The sequence below is a fragment of the Pantoea sp. SGAir0183 genome (assembly GCF_043545505.1).
The window spans coordinates 904446-929179 of the sequence record NZ_CP028053.1; the positions used below are offsets into that span (position 1 = coordinate 904446).

18 protein-coding genes and 3 tRNA genes are annotated in these 24734 nt (G+C 55.6%); 11 read left to right on the plus strand and 10 right to left on the minus strand.

The window, feature by feature from the left end; genetic code table 11:
- Window positions 1-54 precede the first annotated feature (54 nt).
- Genes ptrA through recD form a run of 3 tightly spaced genes read left to right on the plus strand, consistent with a single transcriptional unit; the run spans window position 55 to window position 8329 of the window.
- Window positions 55-2943, plus strand: coding sequence for a pitrilysin (ptrA, locus tag C1N59_RS04390; protein WP_033739595.1), 2889 nt, complete (start codon window positions 55-57; stop codon window positions 2941-2943).
- The gene (gene recB, locus C1N59_RS04395; protein ID WP_205950720.1) at window positions 2940-6479 is read left to right on the plus strand and encodes an exodeoxyribonuclease V subunit beta; all 3540 of its coding nucleotides are present in this window, start codon (window positions 2940-2942) and stop codon (window positions 6477-6479) included. The genes ptrA and recB overlap by 4 nt, the downstream gene beginning before the upstream one ends.
- Window positions 6476-8329, plus strand: a complete 1854-nt coding sequence (gene recD, locus C1N59_RS04400; RefSeq protein WP_054633220.1) for an exodeoxyribonuclease V subunit alpha — start codon at window positions 6476-6478, stop codon at window positions 8327-8329. Before recB ends, recD begins: the two co-directional genes overlap by 4 nt.
- A 34-nt stretch (window positions 8330-8363) precedes the next feature.
- Here the strand turns inward: recD and argA are convergent, their stop codons facing one another.
- Complete coding sequence (gene argA, locus C1N59_RS04405) at window positions 8364-9692, minus strand: amino-acid N-acetyltransferase (RefSeq protein WP_033739589.1); 1329 nt, start codon at window positions 9690-9692, stop codon at window positions 8364-8366.
- Window positions 9693-9925: 233 nt separating this feature from the next.
- Between argA and amiC the strand changes: the two genes are divergently transcribed.
- Window positions 9926-11170 carry an N-acetylmuramoyl-L-alanine amidase AmiC gene (amiC, locus tag C1N59_RS04410; protein ID WP_033739588.1) on the plus strand — a complete coding sequence of 415 codons (1245 nt, stop codon included), beginning with the start codon at window positions 9926-9928 and terminating at the stop codon, window positions 11168-11170.
- A gap of 117 nt (window positions 11171-11287) precedes the next feature.
- Here amiC and dsdA read toward each other — a convergent pair whose 3' ends face one another.
- The 4 genes from dsdA to C1N59_RS04430 all read right to left on the minus strand — a co-directional run bounded on the left by dsdA (window position 11288) and on the right by C1N59_RS04430 (window position 13155).
- Window positions 11288-12625, minus strand: a complete 1338-nt coding sequence (gene dsdA, locus C1N59_RS04415) for a D-serine ammonia-lyase (protein WP_394550361.1) — start codon at window positions 12623-12625, stop codon at window positions 11288-11290.
- 176 nt (window positions 12626-12801) lie between these two features.
- Window positions 12802-12878 (minus strand) — tRNA-Met (locus C1N59_RS04420).
- A gap of 61 nt (window positions 12879-12939) precedes the next feature.
- Window positions 12940-13016: transfer RNA gene (locus tag C1N59_RS04425), tRNA-Met, on the minus strand.
- 62 nt (window positions 13017-13078) lie between these two features.
- Window positions 13079-13155: transfer RNA gene (locus C1N59_RS04430), tRNA-Met, on the minus strand.
- 204 nt (window positions 13156-13359) lie between these two features.
- Between C1N59_RS04430 and mltA the strand changes: the two genes are divergently transcribed.
- On the plus strand, window positions 13360-14508 hold the full coding sequence (mltA, locus tag C1N59_RS04435) for a murein transglycosylase A (RefSeq protein WP_394550362.1): 1149 nt from the start codon (window positions 13360-13362) through the stop codon (window positions 14506-14508).
- 49 nt (window positions 14509-14557) lie between these two features.
- Window positions 14558-15358, plus strand: a complete 801-nt coding sequence (gene tcdA / locus C1N59_RS04440; protein WP_394550363.1) for a tRNA cyclic N6-threonylcarbamoyladenosine(37) synthase TcdA — start codon at window positions 14558-14560, stop codon at window positions 15356-15358.
- A gap of 106 nt (window positions 15359-15464) precedes the next feature.
- On the opposite strand, the gene csdE is transcribed toward tcdA, so the two are convergent.
- Together csdE and csdA are read right to left on the minus strand one after the other, a co-directional pair.
- Window positions 15465-15914, minus strand: coding sequence for a cysteine desulfurase sulfur acceptor subunit CsdE (gene csdE, locus C1N59_RS04445; RefSeq protein ID WP_033739583.1), 450 nt, complete (start codon window positions 15912-15914; stop codon window positions 15465-15467).
- 2 nt (window positions 15915-15916) lie between these two features.
- Window positions 15917-17125, minus strand: a complete 1209-nt coding sequence (csdA, locus tag C1N59_RS04450; RefSeq protein WP_367143680.1) for a cysteine desulfurase CsdA — start codon at window positions 17123-17125, stop codon at window positions 15917-15919.
- A 207-nt stretch (window positions 17126-17332) separates the two neighbouring features.
- On the opposite strand from csdA, the gene C1N59_RS04455 reads away from it, so the two are divergent.
- The 4 genes from C1N59_RS04455 (at window position 17333) to rlmM (ending at window position 20347) form a co-directional block, all read left to right on the plus strand.
- Window positions 17333-17554, plus strand: coding sequence for a YgdI/YgdR family lipoprotein (locus C1N59_RS04455; protein ID WP_006120783.1), 222 nt, complete (start codon window positions 17333-17335; stop codon window positions 17552-17554).
- A gap of 336 nt (window positions 17555-17890) precedes the next feature.
- Window positions 17891-18808: a transcriptional regulator GcvA gene (locus C1N59_RS04460; RefSeq protein WP_006120782.1), complete on the plus strand. Its 918-nt coding sequence runs from the start codon at window positions 17891-17893 to the stop codon at window positions 18806-18808.
- Window positions 18809-18858: 50 nt separating this feature from the next.
- Window positions 18859-19254: a DUF423 domain-containing protein gene (locus C1N59_RS04465; RefSeq protein ID WP_014605150.1), complete on the plus strand. Its 396-nt coding sequence runs from the start codon at window positions 18859-18861 to the stop codon at window positions 19252-19254.
- Window positions 19247-20347: a 23S rRNA (cytidine(2498)-2'-O)-methyltransferase RlmM gene (gene rlmM, locus C1N59_RS04470; RefSeq protein ID WP_164482529.1), complete on the plus strand. Its 1101-nt coding sequence runs from the start codon at window positions 19247-19249 to the stop codon at window positions 20345-20347. The genes C1N59_RS04465 and rlmM overlap by 8 nt, the downstream gene beginning before the upstream one ends.
- A 39-nt stretch (window positions 20348-20386) precedes the next feature.
- Here the strand turns inward: rlmM and xni are convergent, their stop codons facing one another.
- From xni to queF, 3 genes are all read right to left on the minus strand, one after another.
- Window positions 20387-21145 (minus strand): flap endonuclease Xni, encoded by a 759-nt coding sequence (gene xni, locus C1N59_RS04475; RefSeq protein WP_006120779.1) that lies wholly within the window; start codon window positions 21143-21145, stop codon window positions 20387-20389.
- Window positions 21146-21178: 33 nt separating this feature from the next.
- A complete protein-coding gene (gene ppnN / locus C1N59_RS04480; RefSeq protein WP_006120778.1) occupies window positions 21179-22543 on the minus strand; it encodes a nucleotide 5'-monophosphate nucleosidase PpnN in 1365 nt (454 codons plus the stop codon).
- 169 nt (window positions 22544-22712) lie between these two features.
- Window positions 22713-23558 carry an NADPH-dependent 7-cyano-7-deazaguanine reductase QueF gene (gene queF, locus C1N59_RS04485; protein WP_033739575.1) on the minus strand — a complete coding sequence of 282 codons (846 nt, stop codon included), beginning with the start codon at window positions 23556-23558 and terminating at the stop codon, window positions 22713-22715.
- Window positions 23559-23619: 61 nt separating this feature from the next.
- On the opposite strand from queF, the gene syd reads away from it, so the two are divergent.
- Window positions 23620-24168 carry a SecY-interacting protein gene (syd, locus tag C1N59_RS04490; protein WP_006120776.1) on the plus strand — a complete coding sequence of 183 codons (549 nt, stop codon included), beginning with the start codon at window positions 23620-23622 and terminating at the stop codon, window positions 24166-24168.
- Window positions 24169-24734: the final 566 nt, after the last annotated feature.

Genomic DNA, 24734 nt, shown 5'->3' on the forward strand with positions numbered 1-24734 from the left:
TTCAGCCGTTAATGCGCTCGCAACGCGGCTTTTGGGTAACGTAAGAGGTTTTACATGCGCACACATGCACGCTTGATCGCCGCCATTCTGCTGGGCTTACTGGCGCTGGCGGTACAAGCCGAAACCGGCGCCGGCTGGCAGCCTGTCAACACGCCCATCGGGAAAAGCGAACAGGATCCGCGTCAGTATCAGGCCATCACGCTGAATAATGGCATGACGGTGCTGTTGGTTTCAGATACTCAGGCGCCGAAATCCCTTGCTGCGCTGACATTGCCCATTGGCTCACTGGATGATCCCGCGCAGCAGCCCGGCCTGGCGCACTACCTTGAACATATGGTGCTGATGGGCTCAACGCGTTACCCACAGCCTGACAGCCTTGCCGATTTTCTCAAGAAACACGGTGGCAGCCATAATGCCAGCACCGCCTCCTGTCGCACGGCTTATTACCTCGAAGTCGAAAACGATGCGCTTGAGCCTGCCGTCGATCGTCTGGCCGACGCGATTGCCGAACCCTTACTGGATCCGGTCAATGCCGATCGGGAACGCCATGCGGTCAATGCGGAGTTGACCATGGCACGGTCCCGTGACGGTTTGCGCATGGGACAGGTCGGGGCTGAGACGATTAACCCGGCGCACCCGGCCGCGCATTTTTACGGCGGCAATCTGGATACCCTGCGCGATAAGCCCGGCAGTAATCTGCATCAGGCGCTGCTGGACTTTTACCACACGCACTATTCAGCCAATCTGATGAAGGCGGTGATCTACAGTAATAAACCGCTGGCAGAGATGGCGACCATCGCCGTGAATACGTTTGGGCGCGTGGCTAACCACAATGCCAGCGTTCCCGCGATTACCGAGCCGGTCGTCACGGAAGCCCAGCAGGGCATCATTATTCACTATGTGCCGGCGCAGCCGCGTAAGCAGTTAAAAATCGAGTTCCGTATACCGAATAACAGTGACCGCTTTCGCAGTAAAACGGACACGCTTATCAGCTATGTCATTGGTAACCGCAGCCCCAATACGCTGGCCGACTGGCTGCAAAAACAGGGCCTGGCCGACGGCGTCAGCGCGGGGGCCGATCCGGTGACCGAGCGCACCAGCGGCGTGTTCTCCATCAGCGTGTCATTAACGGACAAAGGTCTGGCACAACGTGATGAGGTCGTCGCGGCTGTTTTTAGCTATCTCGCGATGCTGCGCAAAAACGGTATCGACCAACGCTATTTCGATGAAGTTTCGCATGTGCTGGCGCTGGACTTCCGTTATCCGTCAATCACCCGCGACATGGACTATATTGAGTGGCTGGCGGATACGATGCTGCGTGTTCCGGTTGAGCACACGCTGGATGCCCCTTATCTGGCCGATCGCTACGATCCCGCGGCTATCAATGCTCGTCTGGAAAGCATGACGCCAGCGCAGGCGCGAATCTGGTACATCAGCCCGCAGGAACCGCATAACAAGCTGGCCTATTTTGTGAATGCGCCTTATCAGGTTGATAAGATAACGGCCCAGACGTTGACGCAATGGCAACAGCGTGGCCAGGCGATTCAGCTCGCCATGCCGCGCTTAAATCCCTACATTCCCGATGCGTTTACCCTGGTGTCGACTGACAAAACCTACCGTCATCCGGTTAAGCTCGACAATGATTTCGGGATGCGTATTTACTGGATGCCAAGCCAGTTCTATGCCAGCGAGCCAAAGGCCAGCATCACCGTCGCGCTGCGAAATCAGCAGGCGATCAGTGATGCGCGTCAGCAGGTGCTGTTCGGCCTGAATGATTATCTGGCAAGCCTGGCGCTGGATGAACTGAGTTCCCAGGCGTCTATTGGCGGCATCAGTTTTTCAACCAGCGAAAACGATGGTCTGGTCTTTAATGCCAGCGGCTTCACACAACGCCTGCCTGACCTGCTTAAGCAGTTAGTTAATCGCTACAGCACTTTTCAGCCCAGCGAGGCACAGCTACAACAGGCCAAATCCTGGTATCTGGAGCGTCTGGATGCTGCAGAGAAAGGAAAAGCCTTCGAGCAGGCGATCCAGCCTATGCAGCTCTTATCCCAGCTGCCTTACACGCAGCGAGACACGCGCCGTAAGCTGGTCAAGGGGATTACACTGAAGGATGTCGTGGCCTATCGCGATGCCTTAATTAAAAATGCCACGCCAGAAATGATGGTGATCGGTAACCTGAGTGCTGACAGTGTGACGCAACTGGGACGCGAGCTGAAACAGCAGATGCAGTGCGACGGTACGCACTACTGGCACAGCAATTACCTCAGTGTCGAAAAGCCACTTAAGGCGAATCTGGAGCAGCACGGCAGCAGCACGGACTCTGCGCTGGCGGCGCTCTATATTCCCCTGGGTTATGACGAATACCAGAGTATGGCCAACAGCGCGATGCTCAGTCAGATTGTCCAGCCGTGGTTCTATAACCAACTGCGTACCGAGGAGCAGTTAGGTTATGCCGTGTTTGCGTTCAGGATGCCGGTAGGGCGTCAGTGGGGGATTGGCTTTCTGCTGCAAAGTAACAGTAAACCACCCGCTTATCTGATGCAGCGCTATCAGGCGTTTTATCCCCAGGCGGAACACCGCCTGCGCTCGATGAGTCAGGCCGATTTTGTGCAGTATCAGCAGGCCATGATCAACGATTTGAAACAGCGTCCACAAACGCTGAATGAAGAGGCCGACCGTTACAGCCGCGATTTTGATCGGCAGAATTACGATTTTGATACCCGACAAAAGCTGATGGAGCAGGTTCAACAGCTTACCCCTGCCGGACTGGCGGACTTCTTTCACCAGGCCGTCATGCAGAAAAAGGGCATGGCAATGACCTCTCAAATCGCCGGTAGCGGCGAGCATAACATCGCCTTCGCACCGTTACCGGGCTGGCGGACCTGGCCAGAAATCGCCAAATTACAGCAGTCTCTGCCGGTCAAGAGTGAAACACCATGACGGCGTCCAGACCTGAACCGTTAAACCCCCTAACGCTGCCCCTCAACGGCGAGCGGTTAATTGAAGCCTCAGCGGGCACCGGTAAGACCTTTACGATTGGTCTGCTCTACCTGCGTTTGTTATTAGGGCTGGGGGGCGAGAACGCCTGGCGCAGGCCGCTGTCAGTCGAAGAGATCCTGGTGGTGACTTTTACAGAAGCCGCCACGGCGGAGCTGCGCGGCCGTATTCGTGACAATATTCATCAGCTTCGGCTCGCCTGCGTGCGGGGTAAAAGCCATAACACCATGCACCAACAGCTGATTGAGCAGATAGCGGATTTGCCCCAGGCGGCCTCGCTGCTGCTGGCGGCTGAGCGGCAAATGGATGAAGCGGCGATTTTTACCATTCATGGTTTTTGCCAGCGCATGCTCAACCTGAATGCCTTTGAGTCAGGCATGTTGTTCGAGCAGGAACTCATCGAAAACGAACAAACGTTACTCCGCCAGGCCGCGGCGGATTTCTGGCGTCGCCAGTGTTATCCCCTGTCACTGGATGTGGCCCGGGTGATCGCGGCGGAGTGGAGCGGCCCGGACAGTTTGTTGACGACGTTACGGCCCTGGCTGCAGGGGGAATCCCCCAGGCTGAAGCGTCCGCCTCGCGCAGACGAAACGCTGGCATCACGTCATACCGCTAACCTGCAACGCATCCAGGCCCTCAAGCAGCAGTGGCAGACTGTCTGTGCCGATATTGAAGGGATGATCGCGGCTTCCGGCGTCGACAAACGCAGCTACAGCAGTAAGCACTTACCTAACTGGGTGGCGAAAGTGACTCAGTGGGCACAGAGCGATACGCTGGATTACCAGTTTCCTAAAGAGCTTGAACGCTTTGGCCAGCAGGTGCTGCACGAAAAAACCAAAAAGGGCGAGGCACCGCAACATGCGCTGTTCGATGCCGTCGATGGCTTTCTTGCCGAACCGCTGACGCTCCGCGATATCATCATCTGGCAGGCGCTGAGCGAGGTGAAAGAAACGGTGCAGCGGGAAAAACGGCAGCGTGCCTTGCTGGGATTTGACGATCTGTTAAGTCGTCTGGATGAAGCGCTTCAGCAGCCGGGCGGGGCGTTGCTGGCCGAAACCATTCGTGGCCGTTTCCCGGTGGCCCTGATTGACGAGTTTCAGGATACCGACCCGCAACAGTACCGAATCTTCCGTACGCTGTATATTCAACAGCCGGATGTGGCGTTGCTGCTCATTGGCGATCCCAAGCAGGCGATCTATGCGTTTCGCGGCGCAGATATTTTTACCTACTTACGCGCCCGTAGTGAAGTTAGTGCTCACTATACGCTGGAGACGAACTGGCGCTCATCGCCCGCGATGGTGAACAGCGTCAACCGCCTGTTTTCACAGGTTGACGCACCCTTTTTATTTTCTTCCATTCCGTTTCTTCCGGTCAGCCCGGCCGCCCCGAATCAGGCGTTAACGCTGGTTTACCATGATCAGCCCCAGCCAGCCTTGCGCTTCTGGCTCCAGCCGGGCGAAGGTGTTGGAGTAAGTGATTACCAACAATTTATGGCCCAGCAGTGTGCGGCCGATATCAGCCGCTGGCTGGTGGCCGGTCAGCAGGGCAAGGCGCGGTTAGGGAAAGGCGATGCACTGCAGCCGGTTAAGGCCTCGGATATCACCGTACTGGTGCGTAGCCGCAATGAAGCCAGTCTGATTCGTGACGCGCTGAATAAGCTGGCCATTCCGTCGGTCTATCTTTCCAGCCGCGACAGCGTTTATACCACGCCTGAAGCGCGCGAGCTGTTATGGCTGTTGCAGGCGGTGCAGTCACCTGAACAGGAGCGACTGCTGCGTAGCGCGCTGGCCACGTCCATCTTTGCTATCGATGCCGCCCAACTTGATGCGCTGGCGCAAAACGAACGTGAGTGGGATGCGCTGGTAGAGCAGTTTGTCAGCTGGCAGCAGATCTGGCAGCAACGTGGCGTACTGCCCATGTTGCGCGATGTAATGATTAAACGGCAACTGGCGGAAAATATGCTGGCTTCCGAAAATGGCGAGCGGCGCTTAACCGATCTGATGCATCTGGGCGAATTACTGCAGGAAGCGGCAACGCAGCTCGACAGCACGCATGCTCTGGTGCGTTTCCTGGCACAGCAAATTGCCCGCCCTGACAGCCAGGCCGCCAGTCAGCAGCTGCGTCTGGAAAGCGATCGCCATCTGGTGCAGATCGTCACGATTCACAAATCCAAAGGCCTGCAGTATCCGCTGGTCTGGCTGCCGTTTGCGGCCGGATTTCGCGAAGCGGCCAGCGCCCTGTATCACGACCGTGAAAGTTTTGCTGCCATGCTCGACGTACAGGGCGATGCACAGAGCCTGACGCTGGCGGAAGAGGAGCGACTGGCCGAGGATTTACGGCTGCTCTATGTCGCGCTGACGCGCTCGGTTTACCACTGCAGCGTGGGTATTGCGCCCCTAATCAAAGGCGCGCGTAAAAAAGAGGGCGACAGCGATCTGCATAAGAGCGCGCTGGGCTACCTGGTACAGCGCGGTGAGAGCGGCGATGCCGCCGTGCTCAGTCACCATCTTGAGGCACTCGCAGGCGAAGGGATTGAGGTGATACGGAGCGAGCTGCAGCCCGGCGCGAAGTGGCAGGACAGCGAACACCGCGAGAACGCGCTGAGCAGTCGGGAAATGACCCGAGCGCTGGCGGACAGTTGGCGCGTCACCAGTTACTCCGGATTACAACAGCACGGCAGTTCCCCCCTGCTGGATGCTTTGCCGAAATTCGATATTGATGCTGCTGGTGAAGCGGCTGAGGATGAAGAGCCCTTGTTAACGCCGCACCACTTCCCCCGCGGTGCGGCTCCCGGCACGTTTCTGCACGGGCTGTTTGAGGCCATGGATTTCACTGAGCCGCCGGACGCATTCTGGCTGGAGGATCAGCTTCAGCAACAGGGCTATTCCCTGAACTGGCTGCCCGTGATTCAGCAGTGGATCGCCCGCGTACTGACCACGCCGCTCAATAAAGACGGCTTAACCCTGGACAGCATCCGCAGCGCTGATCGGCTGATTGAGATGGAGTTTTACCTGCCGATCAACCGCCTGCTGACGGCTGCCGATCTGGATGCGCTGATGCGCCGGTACGATCCACTGTCGCAGCGCGCTGCCGCGCTGGATTTCCGTCAGGTGAGAGGCATGTTAAAAGGGTTTATTGATTTGGTATTTCGCTGGCAGGGAAAATATTATCTGCTGGATTACAAATCGAACTGGCTGGGTGACAGCCATACCGCGTATACGCAGGAGGCGATGGCGCAGGCCATGATCGACCATCGCTATGACCTGCAATATCAGCTGTACACACTGGCGCTGCACCGGTATCTGCAGCACCGCCTGGCGGGCTATGATTACCAACAGCATTTTGGCGGCGTCTTTTATGTATTCCTGCGCGGTGTGGATGGCACCTCTGCCGATAACGGCATCTTTACCACTCGTCCCGATCCCGCCTTTATTGAGGAACTGGATGCATTGTTTGGTCATACAGAGGAGAGTTTATGAGTGATATAAACGCCTTGCTGCTTCAGGCAGTCGAAAAGCGTTTACTGCGTCCTCTGGATATTCAGTTTGCCCGCCTGATTGCAGATGAGACGCAACCCTTTCGGTTGCTGGCAGCGGCCTGTGTGAGTGCCGACGCGGGCGAAGGACATGTCTGCCTGCCGCTGGCTAACCTGAATGAGGCTGGGCTGTTCTCCGGTCGTCAGCACGCACTGGCGCAGGCATTGTGGCAGGCCGCAGGCGCGCCCGATGAAGCAGAGCGGCATGCACAGCTGGCCAGTTGGTCAGCGGTGAGCGATGGCCGCGTTGTGACGCCCCTGGTGCTGAGTCACCAGCGTTTATACCTGCACCGGCTCTGGCAAAGTGAAGGCCAGGTTGCCCGGTTTTTCTCATTGCAGCCGGATAGCGGGACGTTTGATTCGCAACAGGCACGAGATGTTCTGCAGACGTTATTTGGCCGTCAGCCTGACGACTGGCAAAAAATTGCTGCTGCGGTGGCACTGACCCGTAAAACCGCCGTTATTTCAGGCGGACCCGGTACCGGCAAAACCACGACGGTGGCGAAATTGCTGGCGGCGCTGATTCGCCTGAATCCCGAACCTCTGCGCATACAGCTGGCGGCACCGACAGGGAAAGCGGCAGCCCGTCTGACCGAATCCCTGGGAAAAGCTCTGCAGGGACTGGCGGTGGACGATGACGAGCGTGCGCGTTTTCCTGCTGAAGCGACCACGCTGCATCGCCTGCTTGGCGCACAGCCTGACTCGCAGCGCATGCGCTACCATGCGGGTAACCCGTTGCACCTGGATGTGCTGGTGGTTGATGAAGCGTCGATGGTTGATCTGACGATGATGGCAAAACTGATTTCCGCCTTGCCGCCTCACGCCAGAGTGGTGTTTCTGGGCGATCGCGATCAGCTGGCTTCGGTTGAAGCCGGAGCGGTGTTGGGGGACATTTGTCGTTGCAGCGAAACCGGCTTCAGTCCGGCGCGAGCCGCACAACTGGTGACGCTTACCGAATGTGCGCTTACGGGCAGCGATGACGATACCGCGCCTGCCGTTCGCGACAGCATTTGTCTGCTCCGCCAGAGTTACCGCTTTGACGAAAAGTCCGGTATTGGCCAGCTTGCCCGCACCGTCAACCAGGGCGATGCGCGCCAGATGAGTAAGGTGTTCGCCGCCGGACATGCTGACCTGTCTTTTCAGCCGCTGAATGACGGTGAGGCATATCAGACCATGCTGAACGAGGTGGCGCAGGGCTATCAGGACTATCTGGATGCCGTTCAGCGTCAGGCTGCGCCAGAACAGGCCATTGCGGCATTTAGCCGTTATCAGCTCCTGTGTGCCCTGCGTGAAGGGCCATTCGGTGTGCACGGATTAAATCAGCGCATCGAACAGCGTCTGATGCAGCTGCAGCGCATCCGGCGTCCTGCACTGGGCAGCCGCTGGTATCCGGGACGTCCGGTGATGATCACCCGCAACGACAGTGCCCTGGGGCTGTTTAACGGCGATATCGGGATTACGTTGCGTGATGCTGAAGGGCAACTCAGGGTGTTTTTTCCGTTGCCAGACGGCAGCGTGAAAGCGATTCAGCCCAGCCGTTTGCCGTCTCATGAAACGGCATGGGTGATGACGGTGCACAAGTCGCAGGGTTCAGAATTTGATCATACCGCGCTGGTCATGCCGACGCAGTTTTTGCCGGTCCTGACCCGTGAGCTGGTTTACACGGCCATTACCCGTGCACGCAAACAACTGACCCTTTACAGCGATCGCGCGATATTTGAACGGGCAGTCCAGCTGCAGACGCAGCGGCGAAGTGGCCTGGTGGAAAGGCTGGGGGCGGAAACGCAGGGATAACAGGTCGGGCGGCGGGATGGCCGCCCGGCTGCCATCAGGTTAAATCGGCCATCAGCACCTTGGAACGGCGCTGGTAGTTGTACATCTCTTTCTTACTCTCCGGCAGCGACTCGATATCCACCGGCGTGAAGCCGCGCTCCTGGAACCAGTGGATACTGCGTGTGGTTAACACAAACAGTTTTTCCAGCCCCATCTGCTTCGCCTGAAGTGCAACGCGTTGCAGCAGCAGCTCTCCGCGTGAGGAGCTGCGGTAATCCGGATGGACCGCAACGCACGCCATTTCGCCAATCTTTTCATCCATAAACGGATAGAGCGCGGCGCAGGCGATGGTCAGGTTATCCCGCTGAATGATGGTGAATTTGTCGATCTCCATTTCCAGCTGTTCGCGTGAACGGCGTACCAGAATCCCTTGCTGTTCCAGCGGACGAATCAGCTCCAGAATGCCACCGATGTCGTTGATCGTGGCCCGACGAATCTGCTCGGCGGACTCCATGACAATCTGCGTACCAATGCCGTCGCGCGAGAAGAGTTCCTGTAACAGGGCGCCGTCTTCCTGATAGCTGATCAGATGGCTGCGACGGACGCCGCTGCGACAGGCTTTAACGGCGCCACGCAGAAAGCGCACCGTGCCAGACAGAAAATCGCCATCGCGTTCCATTTCATCAATGCGTGCCTGAGCGTCATTGGGAAATAACTCCGAGACAATGTTGCCTTCACGATCGATTACGCCCTGTTCCGAGCAGAAGCCAATCATTTTTTCTGCTTTAAGCTTAATTGCCAGCTGCGTGGCCACTTCTTCAGAAGTCAGGTTAAAACTTTCACCGGTCACTGACACGGCCACCGGACCCAGCAGCACAATGGCATCGTTGTCGAGCTGGCGGTGAATAGCCTCTTCATCGATACGACGAATGCGACCGCTGTGACAGTAATCGACGCCGTCATCTACGCCGAGCGGCTGGGCAATGATAAAGTTGCCGCTCACCACGTTGATATGCGCGCCCTGTAACGGAGTGTTATTCAGGCTCATGGAAAGGCGGGCGGTAATATCCAACTGAAGACGGCCTGCGGCCTGCTTTACCAGCTCCAGTGACTGCGCGTCGGTCACGCGGGTATATTTGTGGTAAGCCGGTTCCAGCTGGTTTGCGGCGAGGCTGGCATCAATCTGCGGACGTGCGCCGTACACGACGACTAAACGAATGCCAAGGCTGTGAAGCAGGCCAATATCGTTGACGATGCTGGAGAAATTTTCATGCTCAATGGCCTCACCGCCAAGCATGATGACAAATGTCTTATCCCGATGCGCATTGATATAGGGAACGGTATGGCGAAAACCCTGAACCAGTTCAGTACTACGTTCCTTCACGGCTAACCCTCAGTGAATGTTTATTCGTATTTTCTGTATTTTTATGCCTTTGGCGGCCATTTTGCAAGCGCTAATCCTGACGTTTATTTACGTTTTTTCAGGTGATAACGCCGCTAACAGACTGCATTATTTAGAGTTTCCGGGGTGACATCGTCAGCCGGATTGGATAAAGTTTTCGCCGCCATTTTATTTGGTTGCCGTTTTTTTAAACACGATATAACAGCTGGAGTGGCATGTCGGAAGGTCATCCCCTTATTTCACGTAGACGATTATTAAAAGGTACTGGGGCACTGCTGCTGCTCAGCGTAAGCGGTGTGGGCATCGCGGCCACCAGCCATATTATGGCGGTTCGCATCTGGCCCTCTTCAACCTATTCGCGCATGACGCTGGAATCCAATGTTGCCCTTAAGTATAAGCAGTTCGCACTGACGAATCCGGACCGGCTGGTCATCGACATTGAGAACCTGCACCTTAATTCGGTCCTTAAGGGCGTTAACCAGCACGTCAGGGTGGACGATCCTTTTATCAAAAACGCCAGGGTCGGGCAGTTCGATGCCAATACCGTGCGGGTGGTGCTGGAACTGAAACGCAACGTCTCGCCAAAAATCTTCAGCCTTGCACCGGTCTCCAGTATTCAACACCGGCTGGTGGTCGATCTCTACCCCAGCCAGAATACGGTAGAAGATGATCCGCTGCTGGCATTACTGAAAGATTACAACCAGGGCGATCTGGATAAAAATGAAAGCGTTCAGCCGCCGTTACCCGGTAAAGCCGGGCGCGATCGCCCCATCATTATCATGATCGATCCTGGCCATGGCGGGGAAGATCCGGGCGCGCACGGTAAATACAAAACCCGTGAAAAAGACATTGTGTTGAAGATTGGCCGCCGCCTTAAGGCGCTGATTGAGAAAGAACACAATATGAAGGCGTACATGACGCGTAACGAGGATGTGTTTATTCCCCTGCGGGTTCGCGTGGCCAAAGCCCGTAAACAGCGGGCCGATCTGTTCGTCTCCATTCATGCGGATGCGTTCACCAGCCGGGCCGCACGGGGCTCCTCTGTGTTTGCCCTTTCGACCCGGGGGGCGACGTCAGCCGCGGCGCGTTTTCTGGCGCAAACCCAGAATGAATCCGACCTGATTGGCGGCGTCAGCATGAGTGGCGATCGCTATCTGGATCACACCATGTTTGATATGGTGCAGCGCCAGACGATCCATGACAGCCTGAAGTTTGGCAAAGAAGTGCTGCACCGGATGGGGCGGATTAACCATCTGCACAAACGCACTGTGGATCAGGCCGGTTTTGCGGTGCTGAAGGCACCGGATATTCCCTCGATCCTGGTGGAAACCGCGTTCATCAGCAACGTCGAAGAAGAGCGTAAACTCCGCACCACGCGTTATCAACATCAGGTCGCCGAGGCCATTCTGGAAGGCATTAAGGCCTATTTCAAAAACGGGGCGGCGCTGGCACACCGTTAAGCTGCCGGGCAGGAAAAATCACCCGCCCGGCCTTATCTGCTGTCAGGGTTTGCCGTCAGAAGCGGAACAGGGACCGGGTTGCGTGGCGTTCCTGTCTCGCCGACGATGTGCGTCCACTTAGCGGCCTTTTGCCAGGTAGTGCGCCATTTCCTGTTCCGGCACCATGCCGCCGCCCGTCGCCCAGACCAGGTGAGTGGCCTGTTGTAACTGTGTTGGGCTGAAGTCGTGCAGCGCGTGATAGTGCGCTGAACCACATACGTGCTGTGGACCGATCATCCCGGCCAGCGCAGAAGGTTCAAGCCGCAGACCTTCTTCCTGCGCCAGCCAGCCGAGCATGTCGTACATGCGCGCATCATCAAGTGTGTAAATGCCATCCAGCAGACGTTGCATGGCTCTGCCCACAAAGCCGGACGCCCGGCCTACCGCCAGACCATCCGCAGCCGTGACATTATCAATACCTATGTCCTGTACGGAAATGCCGTCGTGTAAGCCCGTTGTTATGCCCAGCAACATGCAGGGCGAATGAGTGGGCTCCGCAAACAGACAGTGAACATGGTCACCCCATGCCAGCTTCAGGCCAAATGCGACGCCGCCGGGGCCACCGCCCACGCCGCAGGGCAGGTACACAAATAACGGATGTTGGGCATCAACCACGCGGCCCTGTTGTTCAAACTGCGCTTTCAGCCGTTGGCCGGCGACCGCATAACCTAAAAACAGCGTGCGGGAGTTTTCATCGTCAATAAAGAAACAGTTGGGGTCCGATGCGGCCGCTTTGCGTCCTTGCCCGACCGCCACACCGTAATCCTGTTCATATTCCACCACCGTTACGCCATGGCTGCGCAGTTTTGCTTTCTTCCATTCCCGGGCATCCGCCGACATATGAACGTTTACGTTAAAGCCGAGACGGGCGCTTATGATGCCAATCGACAGCCCGAGATTACCGGTCGATCCTACGGCAATACGGTACTGGCTAAAAAACTGCCGAAGCGTGGGGGAGAGCAACGTGCGGTAATCCGCCTCCGGGGACAGCAAACCGGCAGCTAATGCCAGTTTCTCGGCATGATTCAGGACTTCATAAATGCCGCCACGCGCTTTGATGGAGCCAGAAATCGGCAGGTGGCTGTCTTTCTTCAGCAGCAGTGTGCCTGCAATTTTCTGGCCGTACGCCTGTTCCAGCCGGGCCTGCATGGCGGGGATCGCGACCACATCCGATTCGATTATACCGCCCGCGGCGGCGGTTTCAGGAAAGGCCTGAGCCAGCAAAGGCGCAAACCGCTTCAGGCGGGCATGAGCGGCTTCAACGTCCTGCTCTGTCAGACCCACAAAGGGCAGGGCGTCGGCGACGGTTGTGGTGGCAGGATTGAACCAGATGGTTTCTTTCAGCGCGATCATATCCGCAACCGGCGGATACTGTGCAGCAAGTGCAGCAAGTGCAGCAATGTTGAAGGTATTCATAACAGACCTTGTCGTGTCCGGATGAATCATAAAAGCAGAAACGGGTTGGCCAGAGCAAGATCTGTTGCGACATTCGCGTGCGGTCTGATCTCACTGCGTGTCTGAGCGGTAAAAAGGAGAGGGGGATTGACTGACGGAGGCCAGAAACAAAAAAACACCTTCTCAGGTGTTTAAAGTGGTTGCGGGGGCCGGATTTGAACCGACGACCTTCGGGTTATGAGCCCGACGAGCTACCAGGCTGCTCCACCCCGCGTCCGATTGCACATAGCGACTTTCACATTGTCCCTTCTGAGTGAGCATTATCTCAGAAGAATTGGTTGCGGAGGCCGGATTTGAACCGACGACCTTCGGGTTATGAGCCCGACGAGCTACCAGGCTGCTCCACCCCGCGTCCGATTGCGCATAGCGACTTTTCACATTGTTTCTTCTGTCTGAGCAAAACTACAGAAGAACTGGTTGCGGGGGCCGGATTTGAACCGACGACCTTCGGGTTATGAGCCCGACGAGCTACCAGGCTGCTCCACCCCGCGTCCGTGGATGCGCACTATACTCCGCACGATGATTGTTGCAACCCCTTTTTGCCCTAAAAGGCTAAATTTGCTGTTAATTGCTGAAGGATTCCACCAATTGGTGATTTATTGCACCGATATCCGTTATGACGAAAGAGGATGGATTTCATTCTGATGACGGCTTTGCTATCGTCGCGTGGCGAACACTTATAAAAAGAGATGAAGATGAAAGGACGTTGGGCGAAGTACGCACTTACTGGCGCATTTTTAGCGCTTCTGGCGGGCTGTAGTTCTAAGCCGACCGATCGGGGTCAACAATATAAAGACGGAAAACTTGATCAGCCCTTAGCGCTGGTGAATCAACCTAACGCCAAAGGCCGTCCGGTTAACGGCAGAGATTTTGAGCAACAGATTCAGCAAATCCAGGCGGCCGCTTCGGGTTTGTTTGGCCGTAACAACAGCACTTACAGTGCGGTTGAAAACTGGCTGATGGCGGGGGGCGATACACGACAGTTGCGCCAGTTTGGGTTAAATGCGTTTCAGATGGAAGGCACCGATAATTACGGTAACGTCCAGTTCACGGGCTACTACACGCCGGTCGTTCAGGCACGCTACACGCGACAGGGTGAGTTTCAGTACCCTATTTACCGCATGCCGCCGCGCAAACGCGGTCAGAAATTACCCAGCCGCGCATCAATATACAGTGGGGCGTTAGACGATCGCTACGTGATTGCCTGGAGTAACTCACTCATTGATAACTTTATTATGGATGTGCAGGGCAGCGGCTATGTCGATTTTGGTGACGGACGTCCGATGAGCTTTTTTGGTTATGGCGGCAAAAACGGCTGGGGTTATCATAGCATCGGTAAAGAGCTGATCGACCGGGGCGAGGTCAAGCGTGAAGACATGTCAATGCAGGCTATTCGCCAGTGGGCTGAGGAACATTCACCCGAGGAAGTGCGGGCGCTGCTAGAAACTAACCCTTCCTTTGTCTTTTTCAAACCCGAACCTTATGTGCCGGTACGTGGCGCGAGCGCGGTACCGCTGGTGGCGAAAGCCTCTGTGGCATCCGATCGTTCACTGATTCCTGCCGGAACGGTGCTGCTGGCGGAAGTGCCGCAGCTCAATGAAAAGGGCAAATTCAACGGGAAATATGAAATGCGGGTAATGGTGGCGCTGGATGTCGGCGGCGCAATCAAAGGCCAGCACTTCGATATCTATCAGGGCGTAGGGCCAGATGCTGCCCATCTGGCGGGGTTCTATAACCATTATGGTCGTGTGTGGGTGCTGAAATCAGCACCGGGAGCCGGTCAGCCGCTGTTCAGCAACGCGCAGAGCAACAACAACGGCAGCCTGCTGTTAGGCGCTAACTAAATTTTGAAGCGGCGGGCGATCGGGCCCGCGCTCAGTAACAGGTTCAACTATGAAAGTGTTAAACGATGCCTGGCACCAGCGATTTGGTGGCACGGCACGTCTTTATGGGCAGTCGGCGTTGCAGCATTTCGCTGATGCCCACTTCTGCGTGATTGGTATTGGCGGCGTGGGCTCCTGGGCTGCCGAGGCACTGGTAAGAACCGGCATCGGCAGGATTACCCTGATCGATATGGATGATGTCTGTATCACCAACACCAATCGTCAGATACATGCGATGAGCGGCAATGTGGGTAAAGCCAAAACGGACGTGATGGCCGAGCGTCTGCGCGCCATTAATCCTGACTGTGAGGTGATCTGTATTGATGACTTTATCACCCCGGAAAACACGGCGACGCTGCTGACTGCCGATATCGACTATGTAATTGACGCTATCGACAGTGTGCGCCCCAAGGCGGCGCTGATTGCCTGGTGTCGACGCAATAAGATTCCCCTGATCACCACGGGCGGCGCAGGTGGGCAAATCGATCCCACGCAAATCCAGGTGACTGACTTAGCGAAGACCATCCAGGATCCGCTGGCGGCTAAATTACGCGAGCGGCTTAAACAGCTGGGCGTGGTAAAAAACAGCAAAGGCAAGCTGGGCATCGACTGCGTTTTCTCTACAGAGGCGCTGTTTTATCCGCAGGCGGATGGCTCGGTTTGCGCCTCACGCAGCACAGCGGAAGGGCCGAAAAGAATGGATTGTGAATCCGGATTTGGCGCAGCCACGATGGTCACCGCCACCTTTGGCTTTGTTGCCGTTTCGCATGCCCTGAAGAAATTTCTGGCACGGGCCGCGCGCCAGGCGTAATGCTAATCTGCCGTGCAACGCGGTTGTACGGCTTTAGCCCGCGTTTGCCAGGCCGCCAGCCTGACCTGATTAGCTAAACACTGGCCGACGACTGCGCCATGAGCGGTTAACCCAGCGCCCGTTGCGCATGCTGCTGGACGGCATCGGCCAGCGCTTTCAGGCCGCTACTGCGTGAGGCGCTAAGCTGCGCACGCAGGCCCAGCGATTCAAACAGATCCAGTGGATCGGCCGCCAGTAATTGCGCGGGCGTCTGGCCTTCAACAGCGGTGAGCAGCACGGCCAGCAAACCACGAACGATGCGACCTTCGCTGTCACCGTAAAAATGCAGGGAACCTTCTTCCCGGATCTGGCTGCCCAGCCAGACGCGATTCTCGCAACCACTCAGCTCACTGTCCGGTGTTCTTAATGCGTCAGGTAAGGCCGGCAACTGTCGGCCAAGTAAAATCAGCTGCCGGTAGCGATCCTCCCACTGCCGACAGTGAGAGAAGGTTTCTTTCAGATCCGCAGGCGTAATTTCAACACCGAACGGATGCGGGGCAAGCAGGGATGCGTGCATGATTAAAACTCCGATAACAACGCGACAGCGCTGTGCATAGCGCGCAGCAGCGCATCGACGTCCTGTAAATTATTATAGGGGGCAAACGATACGCGCAGCGTCCCCTCAACGCCCAGTGCCGCCATTAACGGTTGGGCACAATGTTGACCCGCACGTAAGGCGATCCCATGCTCTGCCAGCAGTGTCACGATATCGCTGTGATGAATTCCCTGAATGTCGAAGGCCAGCAGGCTGGCCTGGCCACAACGGAAACTGCGAAAGCCCGGCAGTTCTGCAAGCTGTTCCTCGGCCAGACTGGCTAACTGCTGGCTCCAGATCTCCGCTTTAGACATATTATGCTGTTGCAGCCAGCTCAGCGCGGCACTCAGTCCGGTCACGCCCGCCACGTTTGGCGTACCGGCCTCAAAGCGCCAGGGCACCGGCTGGGGCGTAAAGCCGGTGAAGTCGACCTTCGTCAGCATCTTACCGCCGCCCTGCCAGGGGGCCATCTCTTCCAGCAATTCCGCTTTACCGTACAGCACACCGATGCCCATTGGGCCATAGAGCTTGTGGCCGGAAAAGGCATAGAAATCAATATCCAGCGCCTGTACATCCGGTGGGCAATGTACGACGCCCTGCGCGCCATCGACCATAACTTTTGCGCCTGCCGCATGGGCAAGAGCGATGGCCCGGGATAAATCGGGGCAGCCGCCTGTGACATTGGACATCTGACCCAGCGCGAGCAGACGCGTCCGGTGAGTGATCAGTGAGGGCAGCACGGCGATATCGGGCAGGCGATCCTCACCGATTGTCCATTTTACCACGCGCGCGCCCGTGGCCTGTGCGACCATGAGCCAGGGAACCAGATTGGCGTGGTGCTCGGCTTCGCTGACGAGGATTTCATCGCCGGGCTGTAAACGCGGGGCTAACCAGCTTTGCGCCACCAGGTTAATGGCTTCGGTGGTACCGCGCGTCCAGACAATCTGCCGGTCGCTGGCGGCATTGAGCCACTGCGCCACCTGGCCCCGCGCCTGCTCATACTGCTCGGTTAACCGGCGAGCCGCTGCAAACTGGCTACGATGAACCGTACCGGCGCTCAGGCTGTAGAACTGCTGAGTCGCCTCGATTACCGCCTGCGGTTTTAGCGTGGTGGCGGCGCTGTCGAGATAAACACCCGCGTCGCTCAGGGCAGGAAACTGCTGCCGGAATGAAGAAGGATTAAAGGCACGCATACATAGCTCGTTGTTAATTATCAGACTCAGGCTGAAAGATGGATGTCTGTCTGGCAAAGCTGGAAAAGCGGGTTATGCTGAATATTGCAAGGTAAAAACTTCACCCGCATGGCGATACGACATTCTGATAGTCGATCCCACTTGACCATTTCTCGGGTCAGCGTAACGCGGGCGGTTTGGTGCAATCAATCTGCAAGGAGATAGAAGATGAAAAAACTCGCCGCAATGCTGGCCGTTTGTACAATGGCCTTTACCCTGGCTGCCTGTTCAAGCAACTACGTAATGCATACCAATGACGGACGCACTATCGTTGCTGAAGGTAAACCAAGAGTCGATACTGATACCGGTATGATTAGCTATAAAGATGCGAATGGCAATGAGCAGCAGATTAACCGTTCAGATGTGAAAGAAATGGTTGAGATGAAGTAATCCGCGCATAAAAAAAGCACCGCAATTTGCGGTGCTACTCAATATCACAATGGACAGACAGGGTAAATCTACAGGAAATAAAAAAGCTTGATCTGTAAAGGTCAGATCAAAATTGCAAACACAACATCACGACCACAAGCCAAAAGCTTTCAGAAAATCTGCGAACTCACTCACAAATCTAAAAACTTTTCGTTCCGGCTCAGGAAGTACCGCAACTATAGGTATTTGCTGGAGCTTCCTCAACGGACAATTTATAATGTCTCGGATTATAAATTCTAATACGTTAAGGCTTTGTATTAGTCCGCGTATTTTTTGCCAGGCTGGCTATGGATAACCATGTCAAAACGTCTTCCTCCCCTGAATGCACTGCGGGTATTTGATGCCGCAGCACGCCATTTAAGCTTTACCAAAGCCGCTGAAGAGCTGTTTGTGACCCAGGCTGCTGTCAGTCACCAGATCAAATCACTGGAAGATTTTCTGGGACTGAAGCTGTTCAGACGGCGAAACCGGTCGCTTTTACTCACCGAGGAAGGCCAAAGTTACTATCTGGATATCAAAGAAATTTTCTCTGCGCTCAACGAGGCGACGCGTAAACTGCAGGCACGCAGCGCCAAAGGGGCGTTGACGGTGAGTTTGCTGCCAAGCTTTGCGATTCAGTGGCTGGTCCCGCGTCTTTCCAGCTTTAATCTGGCTTATCCGGGAATTGACGTCCGCATTCAGGCGGTCGATCGGGATGAAGAGAAGCTGGCCGATGATGTGGACGTGGCCATTTTCTATGGCCGGGGAAACTGGCCAGGCCTGCGGGTCGAAAAACTCTATGCCGAATATTTGCTGCCGGTTTGTTCGCCATCGCTGATGACGGGGGAAAATCCCCTGAAAACGCCCATGGATCTGGCTCGTTTTACACTGTTGCATGATGCTTCCCGCCGTGACTGGCAGGCGTATATCCGTCAGTCAGGCGTCCAGCATATCAATGTGCAACAGGGACCCATTTTCAGCCACAGCGCGATGGTGCTGCAGGCGGCCATCCATGGGCAGGGCGTTGCCCTGGCCAATAACGTTATGGCGCAAAGCGAAATCGAAGCGGGACGGTTGATTTGTCCGTTTAATGACGTTTTAGTGAGCAAAAATGCTTTTTATCTGGTTTGTCATGACAGTCAGGCAGAACTGGGTAAAATAGCCGCCTTTCGACAGTGGATCCTCGCCAAAGCGGCTACCGAACAAGAAAAATTCCGCTTTCGTTATGATCAGTAACTTTTTTATTTTTTTGCAGGGACCTGCAAACGCACCTTGAGGATACATTCATGTCCAGACGTGCCATGTTTATTTTTGCGGCCATCAGTGGGTTTTTCCTGGTGGCATTTGGTGCTTTTGGTGCTCATGTGTTGAATAAAACGCTAGGAGCGACTGAAATGGCCTGGATTCATACCGGGCTGGAATACCAGGCTTATCATACGCTGGCTGTGCTGGGGCTGGGAGCGGCGATGCTTTATCGCTGTAATATCTGGTTCTACTGGAGCAGCGCCTCTATGGCACTGGGTACCGTATTATTCAGCGGCAGCCTCTATTCCCTGGCGCTGTCGCACTTAACGTTTTTTGTTTTTATCACGCCAGTCGGGGGGCTGTTCTTCCTCGTTGGCTGGCTATTGATGTTGATTGGCGCACTGCGTCTTAAAACCAAGGCAGAACGCCATGAATAAAGTTTTACTGTATTGCCGCGCTGGCTTTGAAAAAGAGTGTGCGGCGGAAATTAGTGCTAAAGCCGCCGAGCGCAATATTTACGGCTTTCCTCGGGTTAAAGAGGATGCAGGTTATGTCCTGTTTGAGTGCTACCAGCAGCCCGATGCGGAGAGACTGATTCGCGAGTTGCCGTTTGAGCAGTTGATATTTGCCCGCCAGATGCTGGTTGTTGGCGAACTGCTGCGGGATCTGCCCCAGGACGATCGTATTTCCCCCATCGTAGGCATGTTAAGCGGCGTGGTGGAAAAGGGCGGGGAACTGCGTGTTGAAGTGCCGGATACCAACGAAGCCAAAGAGCTCACCAGGTTCTGCCGCAAGTTTACCGTCCCGCTGCGCGCCAGCCTGCGTGAGAGCAAAATCCTGCTCAACTATGAAAGCCCAAAACGCCCGGTCGTGCATGTGTTCTTTATCGCCCCCGGCACCTGCTACGTCGGGTATTCACTGCCGGAGAACAACTCACCCTTTTATATGGGCATTCCGCGTCTTAAGTTCCCGTCTGATGCGCCGAGTCGGTCCACGCTTAAGCTGGAAGAGGCCTTTCACGTTTTTGTTCCGGCCGATGAGTGGGATGAACGTCTGGCCAGTGGAATGTATGCCGTCGATTTGGGGGCCTGTCCAGGCGGCTGGACCTATCAACTGGTACAGCGCAGCATGATGGTTTACGCCGTGGATAACGGGCCGATGGCGCCCAGCCTGATGGAGACCGGCCAGGTTTTTCACGAGCGTGAAGACGGTTTCCGTTTCCGTCCGCCCCGCACCAACATCAGCTGGCTGGTCTGCGACATGGTGGAAAAGCCGGCTCGCGTGGCGAACCTGATGGCGGACTGGCTGGTCAACGGCTGGTGCCGCGAAGCCATATTTAACCTGAAACTGCCCATGAAGAAGCGCTACGAAGAAGTCACGCAGAATCTGGCCATGATCGAGCAGCGACTCAATGAAAATGGCGTTAACGCGCAGATTCGGGCACGTCAGCTTTATCACGATCGTGAAGAAGTGACAGTGCACATTCGTCGCATCTGGGCCGCTGTCGGTGGCCGCCGCGACGAGCGTTAACCCTGCAGACCGGGCGCGATTGTGCCCGGTCTGATATGATTAGCCGCCATGGTAACGCAGTAGATTCAGATTCCCTTCCAGCACCAAATCCTGTTTCAGCCGGGCCACATCGCGGCTGATCAGCGCCATCTCCTGTCCGGCCTGTAACTTATTACGCCATTTGGTCGGCACCTGATCCAACTGCTGATACAGCGATTCCAGTGAACCAAACTGCTGTAGCAGTTCCCGGGCGCTTTTGGGGCCAATGCCTGCGATGCCGGGAATTTTACTGCTGCTGATGCCGCACAATCCCCAGTAGTCAGGCAGCAACGCGGGTGCAACGCCGAATTCGGCTTCAATAAAAGGCACATCCAGCCAGCGCTTTTGAAAATAGTCACGGATGCGAATCGTCGGTGCCAGTAACTGGCAGTAACCTTTGTCGGTTGAAACGATGGTCGCCTGATGACCAGCCTGCGCCATTTTGACCGCCAGCGTCGCCGCCAGATCGTCGGCTTCATCCTGGTCGGCTATCCAGCAACTGACGCCCGCGTTTCGAAAGGCGTCCTTCAGCGCGGGCATTTCGGCCTGCAAATCGTCGGGCATCGGTGGGCGTCCACTTTTATAGTCAGGCAACAACTGGTGCCGCCATCCCTGATGGCGGGCTTCACCATCAAACACCGCCACCACGTGCGTCGGCCGCGTGTGCCCCAGAAGCTGACGCAGCGCGCCTACGCAACTGTCGACGCAGGGCGAGCCTTGTACCGCATGCAGGCGACGAATTAAATTGAGGGCGTCAACAATGAGTAAGTGAAGAGACATAAGATATGGGCAGCCCGCAGGCTGCCTCCAGATTTACTTGATGATTTCGTAGCACGGAATATAGGCAGTGCCGGGCAGTTTCATACGTTGCTGCGCCACAAAGCCCTGTAGCAGTTCATCCATGCGGTGCATGATGTCGGCATCGCCGTGCAGTTTGTAAGGGCCTTTTTCGCGGATTTCGCGAATGCCCATCTCTTTGACGTTTCCTGCAACAATCCCAGAGAAGGCCCGGCGCAAATCCGCCGCCAGTTTTTCTGGAGCCTGGTTTGTGTAGAGATTGAGGTTGGCCATATTTTCATGCGTTGGCATAAACGGCACCTGCAGATCCTGAGCAATACGCATTGACCAGTTAAAACTGTAGGCGTCACCGGTTTCACGGCGATGCTCTTTCACCTGCGGCATGGCTTTTCTCATCAGACGGGCAACTTCAGCAGCATCGTCAATGATGATCTGATAATGCTTACGTGCCTGCTCGCCGAGCGTGCTGACAATGAAGTCGTCCAGTACGCGGAAATAATCGGCGCTCTCTTTCGGGCCGGTCAGAATAAGCGGCAGAACCTGATGCGCGTTCTGTGGATTCATCAGAATGCCCAACAGATAGAGGAACTCCTCTGCGGTACCCACGCCGCCCGGGAAGATGATGATGCCGTGCGCGATGCGCACAAAGGCTTCCAGGCGCTTTTCGATATCCGGCATGATGATAAGTTCGTTCACCAGCGGATTCGGTGGCTCAGCCGCGATAATAGACGGCTCAGTTAACCCGATAAAGCGGCTGTCACGATAGCGCTGCTGGGCATGGCCCACGGCGGCACCTTTCATCGGCGCTTCCATCACGCCCGGTCCACAACCGGTACAAATGTTCAGCTCACGCAGCCCCAGTTGCGTGCCCACGTTGCGACAATACTGGTATTCCACCGCATTGATCGAGTGGCCACCCCAGCAGACAACGGTATTGGGATATTCACCCACATGCAGGGCGCGGGCATTGCGCAAAATGGAAAACACCGTGTTGGTGATGGTGGCTGAGTCGTTGTCCTCTTCGCAGGGTAAACGCCCCGAGCTGGCGAGCTGGCCATTCACAAACAGGATGTCGCGCAAGACGGCAAACAGGTTGGCCTGGAGTGAACGGATGATACGACCGTCGACGAAGGCTTCTTCCGGGGGATTAATCAGTTCCAGCTTAACGCCGCGCTCACGGCGCAGTACGTTGATGTCGAAGTTCTCAAAACGCGACAGCAGTTCATGGCTGCTGTCAGTCTGACTGCCAGAGTTGAGTACGGCGAGCGAGCAGTTACGGAAAAGTTGATACAAATCGCTGCTGGCCGTGCGCTTCAGCATATCTACTTCCAGTTGGGAGAGCAGATCCATAGAGCCAAGAGGGCTGACATGTGTAATCAAATGAACTCCTTTGCACCCGCTGGGGTGATAACTGACACTGCAAATGCAGTGACCAAAATCCCTGGTTGGCAACCCGCAGGTTACCGCCCTGTCCAGAGTAGCCTTGTCGGCAAGGTTTGCTCAAGTGGAACCGTATGCGCGTTTAACAGTCTGAGAAAGGATTCGCAAACTATTGACGAACCAGACGAGAATGGCCCGGCGTAAAGGGCACATTACTGCGCCACGGATTGATATCCAGTCCACCCCGTCGCGTGTAACGTGCGTAGACGGTCAGCTGTGATGGCTGACAAAAGCGCATCAGGTCGTTGAAAATACGCTCCACGCACTGTTCATGAAACTCATTATGCTGACGAAATGAAACGATATAGCGCAGCAGAGCTTCACGATCGATGCGCGGGCCCTGATAGCGAATCATTACCGATCCCCAGTCAGGCTGATTGGTGATCAAACAGTTGGATTTAAGCAGATGGCTGACCAGCGTTTCTTGCACCTGTTCCTGACCGGCGGCGTCGATCAGATAATCGGCATTGAAGCCGTAATCTTCAATCTCGATGTCCTGCTCATCAATGCAGGTGCCCGCAAAGTGGCCGACAGGCTGACCTTCGATCTCCTGTAAGCGAAACAGCGCCACACGGACATCGCCCTCGGCACAGGCGCGCAGGTCCTGCTCCAGCGTCTGGCGTACCTCGGCCCAGTCTGTAAATCGCGTCTGGTTAAAGCTGTTAAGGTAGAGCTTAAAACTCTTTGATTCGATAAGATTACGGCTCCGGGCATCAAGCTCGACTTCGCCCACGGCCACCTGGGGCACGCCTTTGCTGTTGAGCCATGAGAGTTCATAGAGCGTCCAGATATCACTGCCCGAGAACGGCAAATTATCGGGATAAAGGCCCAAAGGCTCGCGATTCATGCTGCGCGGCACGGCCTGTAATAAGCTGTTGTCATAGCGATCGTGATACGCTGTAGGCTTGCCCAGCGTCAGGTTGCTCAGTGCCGGGTCCGGCTGGTAAGAAGACATAACGGTTACCACTAGAGTCATCAAAGTGAGTAAGTGTAACCTATCAGAAGTGAGAATTTGAATGATGCAGCAAACCGCTGAAGCGTTAACGGATTTTACCACGCGCTACTGCCAGCACTGGCAGCAGAGCCGGGGCCATGCGCCAGCCAGTCGCGATCTTTATGGTATTCCTTCCCCCTGTTTGCTGGAAAACCGTGATGAGTGTGCGCTCTGGCAACCGCAACCCTTTACACTACCGCCCTCGCTGGAGGCGGTTGAGCGGGCGCTGGAGATTGCGCTGCAACCGCAGATTACGGCCTTTTATACGCACCAGTTCGCGGGGGACATGCAGGCCATGTGGCAGGACCACAGGCTAACGCTGCTCCAGGTCTGGAGTGAAACCGACTTTGTCCGGCTGCAGGAAAACCTGATCGGGCACCTCGTCATGCAGCGGCGCCTGAAGCAGAATCCAACACTGTTTATTGCCACCACTGCGTCAGAAGAGAACATTATTTCCCTGTGCAATCTGAGCGGTGACATCATCCTTGAAACGCCCGGTCAGAAGAAACGTATTACGTTGGCATCGGATATCTGTACTTTTCTTAATAATTTACAACCGCTTAGTGATTAATTGCAGAGATGTGCCGCTTCGCGTGTGAGAGATCTCTTACATGCCGTGTGAGAGATCGCCATATTAGCGAAACGGTGAAGTAGCGGCCGAGATGTAAAAATATTGTAAATCATTAACTTATTAGCACCGCTGTTCAATCTCTTGAACAGGATCGCGTTATATCGTGTTTTAACACCTTGTGCCCTGAGGCTTTTCTTAAGAGAATAGGCCTCGCTGACAGGACGTCATGGACAGCAGGAACCGTCAGGAAGACGGTAGCCAGGAGGCAGGAACGTAATGCTGTTACGTCACAAGGAAGGCTTCAGGACGAAGCAGGACACTCAGGAATGAGTTAAGGGACACCTCCAGGATGGAGAATGAGAGCCCCTCGGACGAGGCGGTGGGCCAGGAGGCTAAGGAGTGATCAGGATGATTCGCGGAAGGACTACGCACGGGAAAAGTTGTCAAGGATGAGCAGGGAGCATTAACGTAGCAGGAGAGCTGCAAACGAACCGGGAGCACTGTTTAATACAGTGCTCCCTTTTTTTGTGCCTGCGGGTTATCCTTGCCGCCCCTTTTTATTCGTC

Coding starts and splice junctions, on each gene's coding strand:
- recD (WP_054633220.1), top strand. CDS start 6,476: ATGAGTGATATAAACGCCTTGCTGCTTCAGGCAGTCGAAAAGCGTTTA.
- xni (WP_006120779.1), bottom strand. CDS start 21,145: ATGTCTCTTCACTTACTCATTGTTGACGCCCTCAATTTAATTCGTCGC.
- csdE (WP_033739583.1), bottom strand. CDS start 15,914: ATGCACGCATCCCTGCTTGCCCCGCATCCGTTCGGTGTTGAAATTACG.
- csdA (WP_367143680.1), bottom strand. CDS start 17,125: ATGCGTGCCTTTAATCCTTCTTCATTCCGGCAGCAGTTTCCTGCCCTG.
- ptrA (WP_033739595.1), top strand. CDS start 55: ATGCGCACACATGCACGCTTGATCGCCGCCATTCTGCTGGGCTTACTG.
- dsdA (WP_394550361.1), bottom strand. CDS start 12,625: ATGAATACCTTCAACATTGCTGCACTTGCTGCACTTGCTGCACAGTAT.
- rlmM (WP_164482529.1), top strand. CDS start 19,247: ATGAATAAAGTTTTACTGTATTGCCGCGCTGGCTTTGAAAAAGAGTGT.
- syd (WP_006120776.1), top strand. CDS start 23,620: ATGATGCAGCAAACCGCTGAAGCGTTAACGGATTTTACCACGCGCTAC.
- C1N59_RS04465 (WP_014605150.1), top strand. CDS start 18,859: ATGTCCAGACGTGCCATGTTTATTTTTGCGGCCATCAGTGGGTTTTTC.
- amiC (WP_033739588.1), top strand. CDS start 9,926: ATGTCGGAAGGTCATCCCCTTATTTCACGTAGACGATTATTAAAAGGT.
- recB (WP_205950720.1), top strand. CDS start 2,940: ATGACGGCGTCCAGACCTGAACCGTTAAACCCCCTAACGCTGCCCCTC.
- queF (WP_033739575.1), bottom strand. CDS start 23,558: ATGTCTTCTTACCAGCCGGACCCGGCACTGAGCAACCTGACGCTGGGC.
- C1N59_RS04460 (WP_006120782.1), top strand. CDS start 17,891: ATGTCAAAACGTCTTCCTCCCCTGAATGCACTGCGGGTATTTGATGCC.
- tcdA (WP_394550363.1), top strand. CDS start 14,558: ATGAAAGTGTTAAACGATGCCTGGCACCAGCGATTTGGTGGCACGGCA.
- mltA (WP_394550362.1), top strand. CDS start 13,360: ATGAAAGGACGTTGGGCGAAGTACGCACTTACTGGCGCATTTTTAGCG.
- C1N59_RS04455 (WP_006120783.1), top strand. CDS start 17,333: ATGAAAAAACTCGCCGCAATGCTGGCCGTTTGTACAATGGCCTTTACC.